13 protein-coding genes are annotated in these 15,067 nt (G+C 69.3%); 4 read left to right on the top strand and 9 right to left on the bottom strand.

Annotated features, from left to right (window positions below; all coding sequences use genetic code 11):
* Window positions 1-10 precede the first annotated feature (10 nt).
* Together C6C15_RS06010 and C6C15_RS06005 are read left to right on the top strand one after the other, a co-directional pair.
* On the top strand, window positions 11-1,120 hold the full coding sequence (locus C6C15_RS06010; RefSeq protein ID WP_158698521.1) for a glycosyltransferase family protein: 1,110 nt from the start codon (window positions 11-13) through the stop codon (window positions 1,118-1,120).
* The gene (locus tag C6C15_RS06005) at window positions 1,117-2,247 is read left to right on the top strand and encodes a glycosyltransferase (protein ID WP_105949545.1); all 1,131 of its coding nucleotides are present in this window, start codon (window positions 1,117-1,119) and stop codon (window positions 2,245-2,247) included. The genes C6C15_RS06010 and C6C15_RS06005 overlap by 4 nt, the downstream gene beginning before the upstream one ends.
* Window positions 2,248-2,299: 52 nt before the next feature.
* On the opposite strand, the gene C6C15_RS06000 is transcribed toward C6C15_RS06005, so the two are convergent.
* Genes C6C15_RS06000 through C6C15_RS05985 form a run of 4 tightly spaced genes read right to left on the bottom strand, consistent with a single transcriptional unit; the run spans window position 2,300 to window position 6,214 of the window.
* On the bottom strand, window positions 2,300-3,286 hold the full coding sequence (locus tag C6C15_RS06000; RefSeq protein WP_060921747.1) for a Gfo/Idh/MocA family protein: 987 nt from the start codon (window positions 3,284-3,286) through the stop codon (window positions 2,300-2,302).
* A complete protein-coding gene (locus C6C15_RS05995) occupies window positions 3,286-4,383 on the bottom strand; it encodes a DegT/DnrJ/EryC1/StrS family aminotransferase (protein ID WP_060921748.1) in 1,098 nt (365 codons plus the stop codon). Before C6C15_RS05995 ends, C6C15_RS06000 begins: the two co-directional genes overlap by 1 nt.
* Window positions 4,380-4,991: an acyltransferase gene (locus C6C15_RS05990; RefSeq protein ID WP_231919598.1), complete on the bottom strand. Its 612-nt coding sequence runs from the start codon at window positions 4,989-4,991 to the stop codon at window positions 4,380-4,382. The genes C6C15_RS05995 and C6C15_RS05990 overlap by 4 nt, the downstream gene beginning before the upstream one ends.
* Before the next feature lie 44 nt (window positions 4,992-5,035).
* On the bottom strand, window positions 5,036-6,214 hold the full coding sequence (locus C6C15_RS05985; protein ID WP_060923402.1) for a glycosyltransferase family 4 protein: 1,179 nt from the start codon (window positions 6,212-6,214) through the stop codon (window positions 5,036-5,038).
* Between the two features lie 57 nt (window positions 6,215-6,271).
* Between C6C15_RS05985 and C6C15_RS05980 the strand changes: the two genes are divergently transcribed.
* Window positions 6,272-6,970, top strand: a complete 699-nt coding sequence (locus tag C6C15_RS05980; RefSeq protein ID WP_060923403.1) for a glycosyltransferase family 2 protein — start codon at window positions 6,272-6,274, stop codon at window positions 6,968-6,970.
* A gap of 2 nt (window positions 6,971-6,972) precedes the next feature.
* Window positions 6,973-7,326, top strand: a complete 354-nt coding sequence (locus C6C15_RS05975; RefSeq protein WP_060923404.1) for a DUF2304 domain-containing protein — start codon at window positions 6,973-6,975, stop codon at window positions 7,324-7,326.
* Here C6C15_RS05975 and C6C15_RS05970 read toward each other — a convergent pair.
* The 5 genes from C6C15_RS05970 to C6C15_RS05950 all read right to left on the bottom strand — a co-directional run bounded on the left by C6C15_RS05970 (window position 7,310) and on the right by C6C15_RS05950 (window position 14,951).
* Window positions 7,310-9,199: a DUF6541 family protein gene (locus C6C15_RS05970; protein WP_105949543.1), complete on the bottom strand. Its 1,890-nt coding sequence runs from the start codon at window positions 9,197-9,199 to the stop codon at window positions 7,310-7,312. The genes C6C15_RS05975 and C6C15_RS05970 overlap by 17 nt on opposite strands.
* Window positions 9,196-9,933 carry an ABC transporter ATP-binding protein gene (locus C6C15_RS05965; RefSeq protein ID WP_060923406.1) on the bottom strand — a complete coding sequence of 246 codons (738 nt, stop codon included), beginning with the start codon at window positions 9,931-9,933 and terminating at the stop codon, window positions 9,196-9,198. Before C6C15_RS05965 ends, C6C15_RS05970 begins: the two co-directional genes overlap by 4 nt.
* On the bottom strand, window positions 9,930-10,835 hold the full coding sequence (locus C6C15_RS05960) for an ABC transporter permease (protein WP_231919597.1): 906 nt from the start codon (window positions 10,833-10,835) through the stop codon (window positions 9,930-9,932). The genes C6C15_RS05965 and C6C15_RS05960 overlap by 4 nt, the downstream gene beginning before the upstream one ends.
* Before the next feature lie 85 nt (window positions 10,836-10,920).
* Window positions 10,921-13,776 (bottom strand): LGFP repeat-containing protein, encoded by a 2,856-nt coding sequence (locus tag C6C15_RS05955; protein ID WP_105949542.1) that lies wholly within the window; start codon window positions 13,774-13,776, stop codon window positions 10,921-10,923.
* A gap of 101 nt (window positions 13,777-13,877) precedes the next feature.
* On the bottom strand, window positions 13,878-14,951 hold the full coding sequence (locus tag C6C15_RS05950; RefSeq protein ID WP_060922791.1) for a glycosyltransferase: 1,074 nt from the start codon (window positions 14,949-14,951) through the stop codon (window positions 13,878-13,880).
* Window positions 14,952-15,067 lie beyond the last annotated feature (116 nt).

The raw sequence follows: 15,067 nt of genomic DNA, 5'->3' as shown, positions 1-15,067 counted from the left end.
GATCGAGACAGTGACCGCACGCCCCGCGATGATCTTCCATGTGCCGTTCCGGCTGAACCCGGACGCGGTGAGCGCCAGTGGCATCCGTCCGGTGCGCTTGCGCCGCGCGTTCGAGGAGATCGGGTACGACGTCCATGAGGTCTCGGGCACACACGCCGAGCGCCGCGATCGGATGCGGGAACTGCGCACCGCGATCCGCGACGGCCGACGTTTCGATTTCGTCTACTCCGAGGCCGCGACCACGCCCACCGGCCTCGGCGAACCGGTGACCCCCGCGACCAGCCTGACGCGCGACATCGCCTTCCTCCGTGCGTGCCGCCGCGCGGGCATCCCGGTCGGACTGTTCTACCGGGACATCTACTGGCAGTTCGAGGAGTACGCGAAGCGCGTCGGTCAGCCGTATGCGTCCGTCCTGCGCTGGCGGTACCGGGCTGACCTGCGCGGTTACCGCTCGGCGGTCGATCGCATCTACCTGCCCTCGATGCGCATGGCCGAGTACCTGCCGATCGCCAACCGCCCCCAGGCGGCCTCCCTCCCGCCGGCTTCGGAGGCCATCGACAGCGTCGCCCCCGCCGCCGGGCTCGGACTGTTCTACGTCGGCGGGACGAACGACTATTACCGGATGGAGCAGACCGTCCGCGGCGTCGAGGCGAGCGCAGAGGCCACCTTGACGATCTGCACGCGGGAGACGGAGTGGGCGGCCAACAAGCATCGGTACTCGGACGTCCTGGGACCGCGAACCCGCGTGGTGCACCGCTCGGGCGCCGAGCTGGAGCCGCTGTACGCGGACGCGCACATCGGCTCGCTGCTGATGGAGCCGATCGAGTACCGCGAGTTCGCCGCCCCGCTGAAGCTGTACGAGTACCTCGGACACGGGAAGCCCATCGTCGCGACCGCCGGAACCCTGGCAGGTGACTTCGTCGAGGAGAACGGCATCGGGTGGGCGATCCCGTACACCGCCGACGCGCTCACCGCTCTCCTCGACGAGTTGTCCGCGTCGCCCGACGCACTCCGCGCCGCCACAGCGCGCGCGCAGGAGGTGCGACACCAGCACACCTGGGCGGCGCGTGCACGCACCGTCGCTGCCGACCTCGCCGGCGTCGAGGCCCCCGTCTCGTGAGCGGCACGGACCTCGGTCGCCGCCGGCGCGTCCTCGTCGTCACCCCCTGGTTCCCCGCTCCCGGCGCCGAGGGCGTGGGAATCTTCAACCTTCGCGACGTGGAACTGCTGCGCCGGGAGCAGGATGTCACGGTGCTGCACCTGTGCCCGCCGGCCCAGGCCGGATCGCCGGTCGATGAGGCCGAGAGCATGCGGATCGTGCGCGTGCCCTTCTCCTTCGCGCAGCCGGCGACGTTCCCCGGTGCGGTGCGCGCGCTGAAGGCCTTGCTGCACACCCACGACGTGCTGCACACGATGGCGTTGCCCGCCTTGATCCCCGCTCGCTTCGTCCGCGTCAGGCAGCCGTGGGTCCATACCGAGCACTATTCCGCGCTCGTCACACCACCCGCCTCCGTGCGCAGCGCGGTATCTCTCCGCCTGCTGAAGACGCTCTTCGCTCGACCCACCGAGACCGTCGCCGTCAGCGCCGCGCTCGGGCGGGTGATCGACCAGCACCGTCGTCGCCCGTCGACCGTCATCGGGAACGAGGTCATGACCCCGGTCGATGCCGTGACCGACCGGGCGATCCCCGCCCGGATGCGACTGATCGCCGTGGGCGGACTCGTCGCCCGGAAGGGACCGGACATCGCCGTCAGAGCCCTGGCGCTGCTGAGGGCACTCGGGATCGACGCCGAGCTGGTGTGGGTGGGAAGCGGCCCTCTCGAGGCAGACGTGCGCGCGATAGCCGCGGAGGAGGGGGTCGGAGGCCATGTGCGCCTCGCGGGTCAGCTTTCGCCCGCCGAGCTGTCCTCGGAACTGCTCGCCGCAGACATCTTCGTCCTGCCGGTCGAGACCGAGACGTTCGGCGTGGCCATCGCGGAGGGCCTGGCCCACGGGTTGCCGGTCGTGGCCACGGGAACCGGCGGGCACGAGGAGTTCCTCCCGCGTGAAGCCTCTCGCCTGGTGCGCCCCCGCACTCCCCAAGCCGTCGCCGACGCGATCCTCGACCTCCGTGATGATCCCGATCGGTGGAGCCGGACGCGGATCGCTGCGGACGCGGCCCGGCGATTCTCCCCCGAGGCACGGCGGGATGCCTACCGCGAGGTCTACGCGCGCGCGCTCGCCGAGAGGCCGGCAGCGCAGCGGTGAGAGGTCCGTCCGGGGCCGGCCTGCCACCCGCGCTTGCCGACCCCGCCGGACGTCAGAGGGTCCGGGACTCGGCGGTCCGCGATGACTCGAGGGCCGCCTCGACCACGGCCAGCGTCCGTAGTCCCTGCTCCATGGTGACGACGTCGGTCTGCTGCCCGAGCACGGCATCGCGGAAGGCCTCATGCTCGACGCGCAGCGGCTCGCGCTTGGCGAACGCGTAGCGCGTGACGTCTCCTTCGGAGACCCCGCGGAAGGAGGACACGGACTCCCATTCGAGGGGGATCGTGCCGTTGGCGTAGAAGGTGAGGTCGCCGGTGGAGGTGTCGGCGACGAACGCGCCCTTCTCCCCCGTGACGACCGTGACGCGCTCCTTCATCGGGCTCAGCCAGTTGACGATGTTGTTCACGATCACGCCGTTCGCCGTGCGGCCGGTGATGGTGATCATGTCCTCGTGCTCGCGACCGCTCTTGAAGGCGGTCTGGGCGAACACACGCTCGTAGTCGCTCTGCACGACCCAGGCGGTGAGGTCGACGTCGTGGGAGGCGAGGTCCTTCGCCACCCCGACGTCCGCGATCCGGGAGGGGAAGGGGCCCTGTCGGCGCGTGACCACCTGGTACACGGCGCCGAGCTCGCCCGCCTCGATCCGGCGGCGCAGCTCCTGCACCGCCGGGTTGAAGCGCTCGATGTGGCCGACCGCTCCGACCAGGCCGGCGGCGGCGAAGGCATCGACCATGCGCTGGCCGGCGTCCACCGTGTGCGCGATCGGCTTCTCGACGAGGGTGTGCACGCCAGCGGCCGCGAGCTTGAGCGCCGCGTCCTCGTGGAATCGCGTGGGAACGGCGACCACGGCGATGTCGATGCCGGCGTCGATGAGCGCGTCGATGTCCGGCAGGATCTCCAGGTCACCGGCCACACCGTGCGGGTCCCCGCCCGGGTCGGCGATGGCGGCGAGCTCGACACCGTCCAGCTCGCGCAGCACGCGGGCGTGGTGACGGCCCATCATCCCCACGCCGAGGAGACCTGCGCGCAGGTCTGCCATCAGGCACCGGCCTTCGCGACGGCGTTCACGGCGGCGACGATGCGCTCGAGGTCGTCCTGGCTGAGCGACGGGTGCACCGGCAGCGAAGCGACCTCACGCGCGGCGCGCTCCGTCTCGGGCAGGTCGAGGCCGGGCGCGAAGTGCGTCAGGGACGGGAGGCGGTGGTTCGGGATCGGGTAGTACACGCCGGCGCCGACGTTGTGCTCGTTCTTCAGCGCCGCGACGAAGCCGTCACGATCCTCGGGGACGCGGATCGTGTACTGGTGGTACACGTGCACGGCGCCCTCGGCGACCGGCGGGACGACGACGCCCTGCAGGTTCGCGTCGAGGAAGGCAGCATTCTGCTGCCGGGTCTTCGTCCAGCCGTCCACCTTGGTCAGCTGCACACGACCGATCGCGGCGTGGATGTCGGTCATCCGGGCGTTGAAGCCCACGATCTCGTTCTCGTACTGCCGCTCCATGCCCTGGTTGCGCAGCAGCTTGACCTGACGGGCGATCTCGTCGGTCGCCGTGGTCACCATGCCGCCCTCGCCACTGGTCATGTTCTTCGTCGGGTAGAGGCTGAACATGGCGAACTCGCCGAACGAGCCGACCGGACGACCGTCGAGCGACGCGCCGTGCGCCTGCGCCGCGTCCTCGTACAGGGCGACGCCGCGCTCGGCGGCCAGGGCCTCGAGCTCGCGCATGCGAGCCGGGTGCCCGTAGAGGTGCACGGGGAGGATGCCCTTGGTCTTCGGCGTGATCGCGGCGGCGACCGCCTCGGGGTCAAGGGAGAAGGTGTCCGGCTCGATGTCGACGAAGACCGGGGTCCCCCCGGTGAGCGCGACCGAGTTGCCGGTCGCGGCGAACGTGAAGGACGGCACGATGACCTCGTCGCCCGGGCCGACGCCGGCGGCGAGCAGACCGAGGTGCAGGCCCGCAGTTCCCGAGTTGACCGCCACGGACGGGCGGCCGGGCACGAAGTGCGCCGAGAACTCCTGCTCGAAGGCGGCGACCTCCGGGCCCTGCGCGACCATGCCGCTGCGGAGGACGCGATCGACGGCCTCGCGCTCTTCGTCGCCGATGAGGGGCTTGGCGGGGGGAATGAACTCGCTCACACGGTCTCCTTGGTCAGTGTTCCGTCGGTCTCGATGAAGCGCGCCCCGGTCGCGGGGCACACCCAGGTGTTCTCGTCCTCGCCGCGGGTGAGCGGGACGCCCGCCTCGCCGACCCAGCCGATGCGCCGGGCAGGGACGCCGGCGACGAGGGCGTGCGCCGGGACGTCCTTGACGACCACGGCGCCGGCCGCGACCGTCGCCCAGGCGCCGATCGTCACCGGAGCGACGCAGGTCGCGCGGGCGCCGATCGACGCGCCGCGCTCGATGGTGACCCCGACCGGCTCCCAGTCGTGAGCGCTCTTCAGGCTGCCGTCGGCGTTGATCGCGCGGGGGTAGGTGTCGTTGGTGAGCACGACGGCGGGGCCGATGAAGACACCGTCGCCGAGCTTGGCGGGTTCGTAGACGAGGGCGTAGTTCTGCACCTTGCAGTTGTCCCCCATCTCCACGCCGGTACCGATGTACGCGCCGCGGCCGACGATGCAGTTCTCGCCGAGGCGGGCCTGTTCGCGGACCTGGGCGAGGTGCCAGATGGAGGATCCGTCGCCGATGACGGCGTCGGCGGACACATCGGCGGAATCGACGATCCGCACGCGGGAGGTTTCAGTCACGGGGCTCCTTGCACGCTGCGCGATGAGGCAGCACTGACGAGATTCTACTTGGCGTTGCTCCGTGAACCTCGACGCGCGCCGCGAACGACCTCCGCGGCGCGGGCGCCGACGGTGGCGAGCGAGGCGTTGTCCGCCGCCCATGCGGCCCGATCCGCCCTGGTGCGCTCGGTCCCGCCCGATGCCCACTCGGAGAGCAGCCGCCGCATGGCCGCGGCCACCTCCTCCGGGTCGAAAGCGACGGCTTCGCCGAGACCCCCCGCACGCACGACCTCGCCGCCGGTCTCCGCGCCCGTGAAGAGCACGGGGGTCCCGACCGCGGCCGCGGCATACGTCTTGGTCGGTCGGGCGAAGTCATAGCCGATGCCGGGGACGATGCTCACCAGCGCCCCGACGGCTCCGCGGATCCACGAGGCCGAGGTCGCGGGGCCGACGAGTCCCCCGAAGTGCACCCGGCCCGGCGCGAGCCGTGCAGCGAGTTCCTTCAGCTCTGCCTCCACGGCGCCCTGTCCGAAGAACCGGAGTTCGACGTCCTCGTCCGGGAGCAGAGCGAGCGCACGGATGAAGACGTCGGGCTGCTGCCACTCCGACATCGTGCCGGTGTAGACGAAGTAGGGCCGCTCCGCTTCGTGCGGGACGACGTCGGGACGGAATACCGCGGTGTCGATCCCGTTGCCCACCGTCACGACACGCTCCGGTCGCCCACCGATCGCGGCGAGCCGATCGGCGACCTCCGTGGAGACCGCCAGCGATCGTGCCGCGCGGCGCAGGACGAAGCGCTCGACGAACCGCATGACCGCCACCACCGGGCCGGGGGCGTCCATCGACGCGACCGCATCGGTCCACACGTCGCCCGGGTAGTAGACCAGCGGGCGTCGGGTGAGGAAGGCGGCGATCGCGGCCGCGAACCCGGTGGTCGGCGGCGCCTCCGCGACGATCACGTCGGTGCGTCGGACCAGCAGCCGGAAGAAGAGGGGGACGTCGAAGGACAGGTACGGGACATACCCGCGGATGGCTCCGCTGCGGTCTCTGAGCACCGGCGCGCGACGCACGACCACGCCAGGGGCATCGGCGATCACCGTGTCCCGCGGCGGCTTCGTGCTCAGCACGGTGACATCCGTGTCGGCGGCCAGTGCATGGGCGAGCGCCTCCATCCGGAAGCTGGCGGCGGTCACCTCCGGCGTGTACAGCCGTGTCGCGATGACGGCGCGTCGTCTCCTCGACATCCTGCCCCTGCTGTTCGGTGGACCGGCGCCCGAATCGACACCTGACACAATAGAACCATGTCCTCGAGCGTCCCCGCGCCTTCCCCCGCCGATCCTCGCGCCTGGGTCGTGATCCCCCTCTACAACGAAGCCAGCGTCATCGGCGGCGTGATCGAGGGCCTCAAGCCCCACTTCACCCACATCGTCTGCGTCGACGACGGATCCAGCGACGGCTCGGCGGCGGAAGCCGCCGCGGCGGGGGCGCATCTCGTGCAGCATCCGGTCAATCTCGGTCAGGGGGCAGCCCTGCAGACGGGGATCGACTTCGCTCTGGCACACCCCGAGTGCGATTACATCGTGACCTTCGACGCGGACGGCCAGCACCGAGTGGAGGACGCACTCGGCATGCTCCAGCTCGCCAGGGACGAGGATGTCGCCATCGTGTTCGGCTCCCGCTTCCTCGACGACCGGACCAACCCGGGATGGATGAAGAAGGTCATCCTGAAGACCGCCGTGTGGGTCACGAACCTCACCACGAGCCTGAAGCTCACGGACGCCCACAACGGCCTCCGCGTCATCCGCCGTGACGCTGCGGAACACATCGATCTGCGGCAGGACCGGATGGCCCACGCGACGGAGATCGTCCTCGAACTCGGCCGTACCGATCTGCCGTGGAAGGAATACCCCGTGGAACTGCTCTACACCGACTACTCGAAGGCGAAGGGCCAGAGCGTGCTCAACTCCGTGAACATCCTCGTCGACCTGGTGGTGCGCTGACCATGTGGATCCAGTTCCTGCTCATCGCGGCGATCATCGTCCTCGCCGTCTTCATGATGCGTCGTACCGGCGCCGACAGCCACCTGGCGATCCGGCGGCTTCTCATGGGCCTGTTCGTCGTCGTCGCCGTCCTGTCCGTGCTCTTCCCCCAGTGGCTGAGCTGGCTGGCCGGCCTCGTGGGCGTGGGCCGAGGCACCGACCTCGTCCTCTACGGCTTGATCGTCATGTTCCTCGCGTTCGTGTACTCGCAGTACCGGCGCAACATCGCCCTGCAGCGTCAGCTCACGCTCCTCGCGCGGAAGATCGCACTCCTGGAAGCCGCCGAGATCGAGAAGGACGCTAGTCGCAACCCGTGATCTCGTAGAGGACTGCGTCCCCCACCCGATCCACCTCGGTGAGGATCGGCGAATCGTCGAGGTCGTGGAGACCGTCGTACGTCGTGTAGTGGTTCTGATACAGGACGGTGTCGCCGAAGTCCATCGCGTGGGTGACGCCCAGCCGCTCGGCGGCATCGCACACCTCAGGACCGCCGTCCACGAAGTACCGCGCCAGCACCGAGGCGTCCCGGCCGTACCGGCCCGTCACGTGCGGGAAGACCACGTCGTCACCGGTGTATGCGAACAGCAGTCCGGCTCCCGTCAGCGGGTCGCCGATCACCAGGCTGCCCTCCGGGAGTTCTTCCGCGGCGCGCTCGAACAGCTGCGCCTCGTCGGGTGAGAGCCCCTGCGACTGCGCATCGAAACGGAAGCTCACATCGCGCATGTATCCCAGGTCGTTGCGTATCGCCAGCAGGTGCGTGGCGGCGGCCAGGGCGACGACCGCCATGATCGCGAGCGCCAGAGCCCGTCGGCGCGCACGCCAGAGGCCGGCGAGCCAGTCCCCCACGACGGTCGCGCCGATCGCCGCGAAAGGGATCCCCCACATCGCGAGCAGCGCGGCCACGCGCGTGGTGTCGTCGTACCAGAGGCCGACGACGGCGCTGCGCAGCCACAGGACGGGGAGCCAGGATGCGACGAGATACAGTCCGACGCTGACGGCATAAGACCACAGGACCCACCACATCCGCTCTTTCGCGAGCCGCCAGATGCCGAGCGCGGCGAGAGGCCCGAGCAGCAGTCCGGTGCTGCGGTTCACCGGGTTGAGGAAAGCGACTTCGCCGAGCGCCTGCGAGATCGTGAGCCGGGGCAGCCACTCGTGGGTCGTCACGTTCGCCTCGAGCCAGACCACGGTCAATGCGATCAGGCCGATCACCACAGCGACGCCGAGCAGCACGCGCGTCCGCCGCCCACCGGAGACCGCGAGCCGCCATGCTCTCCAGAGCAGGTACGGCACCAGAAGAGCCACGGCCCCCAGCAGAGCGGACGGGTGCGCGAATCCGGTGCTGCCCACGATCGCCAGGACGATGAGGATGCGGAGGGTGCGGCGCGTCCAGCCGGCAGCGGGTGCGAAGGCGAGCAGCACGGCGGCGAGGAGAACCGGGATCAGGGCCGTGCCGAGCAGGTTGGGATACAGCACTCCCCAGTTGAGGAATCCCAGGGGGAAGACGCTGATCCCGAATCCCAGAAGCGGCGCCCACAGCGCTGCGCGGGCGTGCTGGGGAAAGGCGACAGCCGTGAGGGTGGCGAGAGCGACCGGCCACACGAGCGCGACGACGGCGAGCGTCGTGACGTTCGTGGCCGCGACCACGCTGCCGGCGGCCGGGAGGACGAGGCTCACCAGCGCATGCCAGAGGGTCGGGTAGAACGAGGTCTCCAGGCTCGGCGTCGCCATCGTCATGTGCAGCGGGGACGCGTCACCCGTGGCTGCGATGAACTCGACGGCGTTCAGATGGAACAGGCCGTCGTAGAGCTGGGACGGGTGGTCCGGTCGACCGATCCCGGCCAGCAGGATGACCATCCACCCCAGGAACGCGACGCCGATCGCGATCCACGTTCCCCGGCTGCGGGTCCGGACGTCGCCCGGTTCCGCCCGGTCGAAGAACCGCAGAACCGCCGCGACGATCCACACCGGCGCGGTGACGAGACCGACCGGAAGCAGACCCCACGAAAACCCCAGCACCGGAGCGACCAGCGAGGCGGCCGCGACGATGCCGAGCGAGACACCGATGGCGAGGCCGAGCCTCACGACGCTGCTCACCCCGCGGACGCAGAGGGCCACCGGAAGGCCAGGGACGACGAGCAGGGCGAGGGCGACGAGCAGGGCCGGCGCCTGCTCGATCCAGGCGGTCACGCCCCCACCAGCGCGATCGCGCCCTCGATGTCGCCGTCGTACGCGACCTCACCCTTGTTGATGACGATTCCGCGCGTGCACAATTCGCGCACCATCTCCATGTCATGGCTGACGACGACGAGGGTCTTCCCCGCAGCGATGAGTTCTTCGAACTTCAGCCGGCACTTCTCCCGGAACGGGGCGTCCCCCACCGACAGGATCTCGTCCACCAGCAGGACGTCGAGTTCGACGTGGATGGCGACGGAGAAGGCGAGGCGCATGAACATCCCGGAGGAGTAGTGCTTGACCTCCTGGTCGATGAACTGCTCGATCTCACTGAAGGCGACGATCTCGTCGTAGCGTTCCTCGATCTCCCGCCGGCGCATGCCGAGGATCGCGGCGTTGAGGAAGACGTTCTCCCGACCAGAGAGTTCCGGATGGAATCCGGCCCCGACCTCGATGAGACCGGCGACGCGACCGCGGGTGAGCACCTGACCGGAGTCCGGCTCCATGACGCCGGAGATGAGCTTGAGCAGGGTGGACTTGCCGGACCCGTTGAAGCCGAGGATCGCGACCGATTCCCCTTCGCCGATGACGAGATCAAGGCCCTTGAGCGCCTCGAACTCGCTCGAGAGCTTGCGACGCTTGATCCAGGACACGACGGTGTCCTTGAGGGAGAACGCGTGGTTGAGCGTGAAGCGCTTGCGCACGCCGTCGATGATGATGCTGGGCTTGGTGACCGTCTGTGCGCTCATAGATCCTGCGCGAACCTTCCCTCGAGACGCCGGAAGACGAGTTGTCCGACGAGCAGTGTGCCGATCGCGATGAGGAACGTCCACAGCGTGTTCCAGGCCAGCCCCGGCGGGAGTTCGAAGGCCGTCGACGTGACCGGACGCCAGAAGGCGTAGTGGAAGAGCTCCACGCCCTGGGTGATGGGATTCAGCATGTAGACCTCGACCAGCCACTGCGGCCATCCCAGTTTGTCGACCACGGCATCCTGCACCTGTGTCCAGGCATACAGCACGGGCGAGGCCCACGTCGCCAGGAGCAGCAGGAGCTCGACGATGTTCTCGGCGTCGCGGAAGCGGACGTTGATCGCGCCGAAGAACAGCCCGAGGCCGAGCGCGAACACCATCACGATGACCATGCCGGCGAAGATCGCGAGGACGGAGAGGAGGGAGATGTGCGTGATCCATCCGAGGAGGAGACACACGATCAGCAGAAGGCCGACCTGCGGGAGGAAGTGCACGAAGGCGACGATGACGGCGGATACCGCGAAGAGCTGCCGCGGGAGGAACACCTTGCGGACCAGCGGTGCGTTGCCCACGATCGACGTGGTGGCGTTCTTGAACGCTTCGGAGAAGAGGTTGATGATGACGATCCCCGAGAAGAGGTAGATCGCGTAGTTCGGGATGCCGCGGTCCAGGTTCATGAACAGCCCCAGGACCACCCAGAACACCAGGAACTGGGCGGCGGGACGCACGTAGGACCACGTCCACCCCAGCACCGAGTTGCGGTAGCGCGTGGTGACGCCGGTGCGCACGAGCAGGTTCAGCAGGTAGCGCCAGCGCACGACGTCGATCAGACCCCGGCTGGTGCCGGGGACGTCGAATTCGGAACGCGGGACGGCGGCGAAAAGATCTCGGGTTTCAGTCACGGGCCCACTCATTCGGTCGCGGTGACGGAGCGCACCGCAGGCTTGAGTATCTTATGACACGGACGCTGAGAGGAACGGCGGCGCGCTACTTCACCGTGACCTTGCCGGTCCGGGTGTCGTAGGAGATCTCGCCCTTCTGGAAGAGCTGCGTGGTGATGGTGCCGGACACCGTCGCCGACGCCTTGGGGTATCCCAGAGCGCTCTCTGCGCCGCCCAGCCGGGTCCATTCGGTCAGGATCGGCCCGACCGGGACGAGCACCGAGCCCGTGGCCGAGGACCACCCCACGACGCCCTTCTGGAACGACATCGCGCACCCGCCACCGGCGAGCGTGCAGTCCACGGTCGACGTCGGCCACCCCCACGCCGCCCCCTGCGGACCGCCGGCAGCCTCGTAGTTGCGCAGGAACACGCCGGAACCGATACCGAACGTCCCCGCCGGGGAATCGAACACCTTCCCCCTGGTGAACGCCTGCACCGTGCCGCCACCGTTCGCGCTCACGACCGTCGCCTTGCCGGACGGGTAACCCAGACGCGCCGCGCCCCCGTACCGCGTCCACTCCGCGCCGACCTTCGCACTCACCATGACCGAGCCCGTGGCCGAAGACCACCCCACGACGCCCTTCTGGAACGACATCGCGCACCCGCCACCGGCGAGCGTGCAGTCCACGGTCGACGTCGGCCACCCCCACGCCGCCCCCTGCGGACCGCCGGCAGCCTCGTAGTTGCGCAGGAACACGCCGGAACCGATACCGAACGTCCCCGCCGGGGAATCGAACACCTTCCCCTTCGTGAACGCCTGCACCGTGCCGCCACCGTTCGCGCTCACGACCGTCGCCTTGCCGGACGGGTAACCCAGACGCGCCGCGCCCCCGTACCGCGTCCACTCCGCGCCGACCTTCGCACTCACCATGACCGAGCCCGTGGCCGAAGACCACCCCACGACGCCCTTCTGGAACGACATCGCGCACCCGCCACCGGCGAGCGTGCAGTCCACGGTCGACGTCGGCCACCCCCACGCCGCCCCCTGCGGACCGCCGGCAGCCTCGTAGTTGCGCAGGAACACACCCGCACCGATACCGAACGTCCCCGCCGGGGAATCGAACACCTTCCCCTTCGTGAACGCCTGCACCGTACCGCCACCGTTCGCGCTCACGACCGTCGCCTTGCCGGACGGGTAACCCAGACGCGCCGCGCCCCCGTACCGCGTCCACTCCGCGCCGACCTTCGCACTCACCATGACCGAGCCCGTGGCCGAAGACCACCCCACGACGCCCTTCTGGAACGACATCGCGCACCCACCGGCCGTCGTCGAGCAGTTCTGTGCCGAGATCGGCCAGCCCCACTCGCCGGCTTCCCCCTGGGCAGCGAGATAGTCGGTGAGCATCCCACCGGTCTTCATGCCGAAGGTGCCGGCGGACGAGGACCAGATCTTGCCCTTGGTGTACTCCTGCACCTGCCCGCCGCCGTTCGCGGTGACGGCCAGCACGGCGGTCTTCGGATACCCGTAGACGCTCTTGACTCCGCCGGCTGCTCGCCAGAACGTCAGGAAGGAGCCGCTGACCTCGACGAGACGCGTCGCCGGCGAGTAGGCGATCACGCCGTTCTGGAACGTCTGCTCGAATCCGGCATCCGGCCCGGCGACAGCGGCCTTGGTCGGGTAGCCGAAGCGGCTCGACTCGGCACCCAGGGTCTCGTAGAGGGCGGCGAAAGCGGTGGGCACGAGCATGGAAGCGGTCGCCGCCGAGTAGTACACGGTGCCCTTCTGGAACACCATCTTGCAACCGCCGTCCGCCAGCTGGCACACCGCATTCCCGGTAGGCCAACCCCACGAGCCCTTCTCGCCGCCGGCGGCGAGGTAGTTCGTGCGGAAGGGTCCACTGCTCATCGGGTACGCGTGCGAAGAGGAGGCCGGCTTCCAGATCGTGCCCTTGGCGAACTGCTGCACGTAGCCGCCCCCGTTGGCCGACACGTACACGGCGTTGCCGGTGGGCTGCCCGTACCGCCCGGTCGCTCCGCCCTGGGCGTTCCAGGCCGTCAGGATCGCTCCGGAGACGGTGTACTTCGTGGCGCCGAACCAGTCGGTGAAGTAGTTGTAGAAGTTCCGGTTGCCGTAGGCGGAGCAGCTGTCACCCGTGCCGTAGCCGGCGCGGAGTGCTGCCGCGTTCGGCTGGTACGGCGTGTAGTAGTACAGCGCCGCCGTCGCCGCGTTGGCGATGTAGACGGGCGAGGAACCGCACGACTTGTTCGGGTTGTAGAGGATGTTCCAGGTCTTGCCGGGGGCATACCACTGGAACCACTTCCCCTCCATGTAGATCTGCATCTGACGCGCAGCGCCGTAGATCTGGTGGAAGAATCCCACGAAGTTCGGATCGCACGGTGCCGTGTCCGGGCACCCCTGGCCGAGCGCGATGTTGTAACGCCATGCGCTGGGCCAGGTGTGCGTCACGAGGCCCTGTTCCTTCTGGAGCATGACGATGAGGACCCGCGGGTTGATGTCGCAGGCCTTGGCGACGCGGTAGATGATGCGAGCTGCCGACTCGTTCTTCGCACCGGTGTATCCATCGCAGTACGCATCGGCAGGGCGGGTGACCGACGTGATCTTGAAGTCCTTCAGGCAGACGTATCCGCTCTGGCACTTCGAGACCTTGCTGTTGAAGAAGCTCTGGATCTGCGCCTCGGTCATGGTGCCGCTGTCGGTGAAGACGGCGTCACTGATGATGTTGCCGGGTGTGAACCCGACCAGCGATGATTTCACGATCCCGGCGGCCGCGGGGTCGCCGACGACCCTGCTCACGGAACCGCCGACGGCGGACGTCACAGCGGCGGAGGCGGCGGTGGCGGGGACCACCGTGCCGATCACCAGGGCGGAGGCAGCGAGGAAACAGGTGAGAAGGCGGGTGACCTTCGTGGTGTTTCGAGAGCGTGGGGCACGTCGAGACATGTGACCAGTGTGACGGAAGTTGCGGGATGATGCCACTGTTGCCACGGAAACGCGATCAGCTCCCGGCGTGTCGCGTGGATGCGAAGCTGGCGTTCAGGTGATCAGAGGTCTGCGTGCAGACTCCACACCCGCTCCGCGGCACTCGCCCAGGAGAAGGCCCGCGACCGGTCGGCGGCGAGCACGCGCAGGCGCTCCCTTCCGGCGCCCGCCGCGTCCTCGATCGCCTCCGGCAGCGCCTCCTCGGCGACCACCGCTCCCCCGTCGGCGAGGACGTCGTGATGACACCCGGACTCAACGGCCACGACGGGGACGCCCAGCGACATCGCTTCCACAGCGCGCCAGGGCCATCCGGTGACGGCGTCGGTGGAGACGAAGACGCGAGCCCCGGCGACGACGGCGGCGCGGTCCGACACCTCGAGGGTCCCTCGGACGTGCGCACGGCGCTCGGGCAGTCCGGCGGCGGCGGCGATCTCGGCGATACGCGGTTCCGTGCCTTCCGCCGCTCCGATCACCACGGCGTCGAGACCGGCCGCGACCGCCCCGCGGAAACCGGCGGCCAGGGTGTCCTGCGGGCCGGACAGGACGAGGTACTCCGACGGCAGGCCGAGTGCGTCGCGTCGCGACGTGGCGTCCGCCGGGAGGACGAGACCCTGGGGTGGAGCGCCGGCGATGACGCGGATGCGGTCGCCGAGCTTCACGAGGCCGGACAGCCGCTGCGCCATCGAATGCGAGGGGACGACCACGGCATCCGCATGTTTCACGGCACGTCGGAGCATCCCGCGCTGCCAGGCGACGGCGCCCCTGGACAGTTGGGACGGCGCCTCCCAGGCCCGCAGATCCCACAGCGTGACGGTCGTCTGGTCGTTGTCGTGCACGCGGTCATGACGCACCAGCGGAGCGAGCAGCGTGGGTGCGTGGATGAGGCCGCCGCCGACGCCAGGGGCGATACCGAGCTGCCAGGACGCGGCGAGCTCACGGCGGCCGACCGCGAGGGTGCGCACCTCTCCGATGCCGCGCAGGTCGACGTCCGCCCCCGACGGCACGATCGCGTCGACCGTGCAGTTCGGTGGGGCCGTCTGGACGAGACCGGCGGCGAGATCTCGCGACGCCGCCGCCTGATCGGGGTCGACGACGTGCACGAGCTGATCCAGAACAACACGCAGTCGAGCACCCATGCGATCAGGCTAACCGCGGGATGCCGACGACCCCGGGAGCGCATCACCTGTCCACACCGCTACTCAGCGTTCCCACAGCATCGGGAGCGCGGCGGGCAGCCTCGCCGTGCTTGAAT

Source organism: Microbacterium sp. str. 'China', assembly GCF_002993305.1.
Lineage (GTDB): Bacteria > Actinomycetota > Actinomycetes > Actinomycetales > Microbacteriaceae > Microbacterium > Microbacterium paraoxydans.
The sequence above is the reverse complement of the archived record's forward strand: the minus strand, read 5'-3'. Positions and strand labels throughout refer to the sequence as shown.